At 49.2% G+C, this 2,829-nt stretch carries 3 protein-coding genes; all 3 read left to right on the forward strand.

Annotated elements, in window-relative coordinates; genetic code table 11:
* Window positions 1-24 precede the first annotated feature (24 nt).
* The 3 genes from ABEV74_RS19510 to ABEV74_RS19520 all read left to right on the forward strand — a co-directional run bounded on the left by ABEV74_RS19510 (window position 25) and on the right by ABEV74_RS19520 (window position 2,804).
* Window positions 25-462 carry a hypothetical protein gene (locus ABEV74_RS19510; protein ID WP_430148677.1) on the forward strand — a complete coding sequence of 146 codons (438 nt, stop codon included), beginning with the start codon at window positions 25-27 and terminating at the stop codon, window positions 460-462.
* Window positions 463-587: 125 nt separating this feature from the next.
* The gene (locus ABEV74_RS19515) at window positions 588-1,145 is read left to right on the forward strand and encodes a sigma factor-like helix-turn-helix DNA-binding protein (protein WP_430148680.1); all 558 of its coding nucleotides are present in this window, start codon (window positions 588-590) and stop codon (window positions 1,143-1,145) included.
* A 150-nt stretch (window positions 1,146-1,295) separates the two neighbouring features.
* Window positions 1,296-2,804, forward strand: coding sequence for a recombinase family protein (locus ABEV74_RS19520; RefSeq protein WP_430148683.1), 1,509 nt, complete (start codon window positions 1,296-1,298; stop codon window positions 2,802-2,804).
* Window positions 2,805-2,829: the final 25 nt, after the last annotated feature.

Consider the following 2,829-nt stretch of genomic DNA (forward strand, 5'->3'; position numbering starts at 1 on the left):
CATTATTGAGAGGAGTAATAAACCATGCAAGTAAAAATCAAAGCTCATTTCAACAAACAGACCAAAGATTCGAAAAAGGAGCTGCTTCAATTTTACGTAAAGGGCGAGGATGAGCGGCGCCCCGAGCTGAACACGCTGTGTCGGGAAGTCGTCGAGCTCGAGATCGAAGGCGTGGACGCCCGCCTGACCGCTGAATTCAAAAAGAATTCCAAGGACAGCAAAAAGACGGTGCTCGATTTTGAGGTCAAGGGCGATTCCTCGGCGGCCCAAACGTTCGAATTTTACAAGATGGCCGGGGCTGACGTCGACCTAACAATTACTGAATCGCAAATGTCGATCGAAGAGTTCCGCGAAGCGCAAGAGGAGTACCGCGAGGGCATTCGCGGCACGATCAACCCGGACGAAGATCAGTTGACGATTGAGGATACATTCGGCGCCTATCCGGACGAGGACGACGAATGAAGCGCCTGAACTGGGGTTTGATCGGCAGCGTGGTGTTCTGCGCCGTCTGCTGGACGGCCGCAATCCTTTTGCTTACGAGATAATTTCGCGCCCCGGCTTGCCGGGGCATACCAGGGGGAATCAAGGTGATCAAGGTGGGCGAGAGTAGAAAACCGAAAATGCCGGAGCTGGACGAGCGAGGGTATCTGGCAAATATGCGCGACCTAAAGCTCGCCTATCGCCAAACCTACTGGCAGCTTCGGCGAGCACTAAAAGCCTGCGGGGATGATGGGCCGGACGCCCCGATCCTCCGTAGCGCAATCTCCGACGTAAATTATGCCATTATGTGGCTGCATACTGGCCGCCGGCCCGGAAATAAGCGGGGCATTGAGCGGCGGGCGGCGTATCAGCGGGAAAAGCTCGTCGACCCGCTCAAGATGCAGGCATATATGAGCCCGGCGCGTGCGGTAAGTCCTACGACGCTCACCGACGATGAGCGTTTCCGGCTGGAAGAGGCGCTGCGTCGGCTGTCGGATCGGGAGCGCGAGTGTTACGAGCTCAAACACGGTCAGGGCTTTTCGCACGCTTATATCGCGCAGCTGCTCGGGATGACGAAAGCAAGTGTCGACGAGTACGTGCAGCGGGCGCAGCGGAAAGTTACGGCCGAACTGGAGCAGAATTTATTTTTGCTAACAACGGATTGAGGGCGGGCAAAGTGACCATGCCCTCAATCATAAGCTAGGTAGCAGGAGGTGCAACTAAGATGCATATCAAAATTATTTCCGGCGATTTTGATGACAAGATTAGGGCGCAATGTTACGATTATCTCGTATCAAAATACAGGAGGGAGCAATTTGATAGGGATATATGTCAGGGTGTCAACCGAAGAGCAGGCAAAGAGTGGATACAGCATGCCGGATCAGATACGCGAATGCAAAAAAAAAGCAGGGACGGATGATGTTCGAGAGTACGTCGATGACGGATACTCCGGCGAATTCCTTGAGCGGCCTGGCCTCGAACAACTGCGGAGAGACGTACGTGATGGAATCATTCACAAAGTCATTATTTTGGACCCAGATCGCTGGAGTAGGAACCTCCTGAAACAGTTGATTGTCACAGACGAGATCGAAAAAAATGCGACCATCGAATTCGTCAACGGCAATTACGATAAGACGCCGGAAGGACGCCTTTTCTATCAGATGCGTGGAGCAATATCGGAGTTTGAAAAGGCCAAAATCGCCGAAAGGATGTCGCGGGGAAGAAGAGAGAAAGCTAGACAAGGCCGTGTACTCCGAGATTTTCGGATATACGGCTATTCTTTTGATGACGAAAAGAAAACATTCATTATTAACCCGGAAGAAGAAAAAATCGTCAAGCTAATTTTCGACCTATTCACAAAACCGAACGAGATAGCTAAAGGTATCAACGGAATAGCCAGGTATCTGACTGAGAATGGAGTGCCTACAAAAAGAGGGGCCGCGGTTTGGCACAAGCAGGTGGTCCGACAAATCTTGATGAATGAAACTTACACAGGTGCATTTTATCAAAACAAGTGGAATACAGAGGGAATGATAGGGAACAAGTATCTCAGCGATGACGAGAAAATAAGGATTCGTGAGCGGCCGAAAGAAGAGTGGATTCGAATTGAGGTCCCTGCCATTATCTCGGAATTTCAGTTCGAACAAGCTCAAAAGCTCCTTTCGGAGTCAAGAAGACGATTTTCAAAAGCGTCTTTGAATCAGTACCTGCTTTCGGGGTTGGTACGCTGCGGCGATTGCGGTAACACGATGACCGGTCGCAAGTCCAAAAACTGGGGAAAATATGTTTATGAATACAGCGACGTCAAGAATACGTCTGGAGCTAAGAACAAAGGGTGCGGCAATCGAATCAAGTGCGAGACTCTTGATGAAGAGGTTTGGAATTATGTCTTGGACTTCCTAAATGCACCTGATTCGTATGGCGAGACGGCAGCGGCATCGGAGCATCAGAAGTCATATGAGGAGATGGAGGCCGAGCGGCTGACGAATGATATCGAAAAACTAAAAGCAGCGAGAAAGCGACTTGTCAAACTGTTTGCCATGGAAGATATAGACGAGTCAAGCCATGAAGAAATAAGGGGTCAGCTCAAAGAAATCTCGGATAAAGAAAAAAAATTGACCGAACGGCTGGAGGAAGTTAATAAAAACATTGAGCGTTCAAAAAATCTGGAATATTCAAAAATAAACCGTGAAGAGGCGATCGAGTATTATCTCAAGCATAACCGAGAGCAACTGACCTTCGAGGATAAACAGAATCTGATCAGAATGGTCGTTAGAGAAGTCCGGGTTTACAAAGACGACCGTGCGGAGATATTTAGGTTTTAGCGCATCTAATGACATTTATATAGAA

This window comes from Paenibacillus cisolokensis (assembly GCF_050481165.1).
In the GTDB taxonomy this organism is placed as follows: Bacteria; Bacillota; Bacilli; order Paenibacillales; family Paenibacillaceae; genus Paenibacillus_AH; species Paenibacillus_AH cisolokensis.

Coding starts and splice junctions, on each gene's coding strand:
- ABEV74_RS19510 (WP_430148677.1), top strand. CDS start 25: ATGCAAGTAAAAATCAAAGCTCATTTCAACAAACAGACCAAAGATTCG.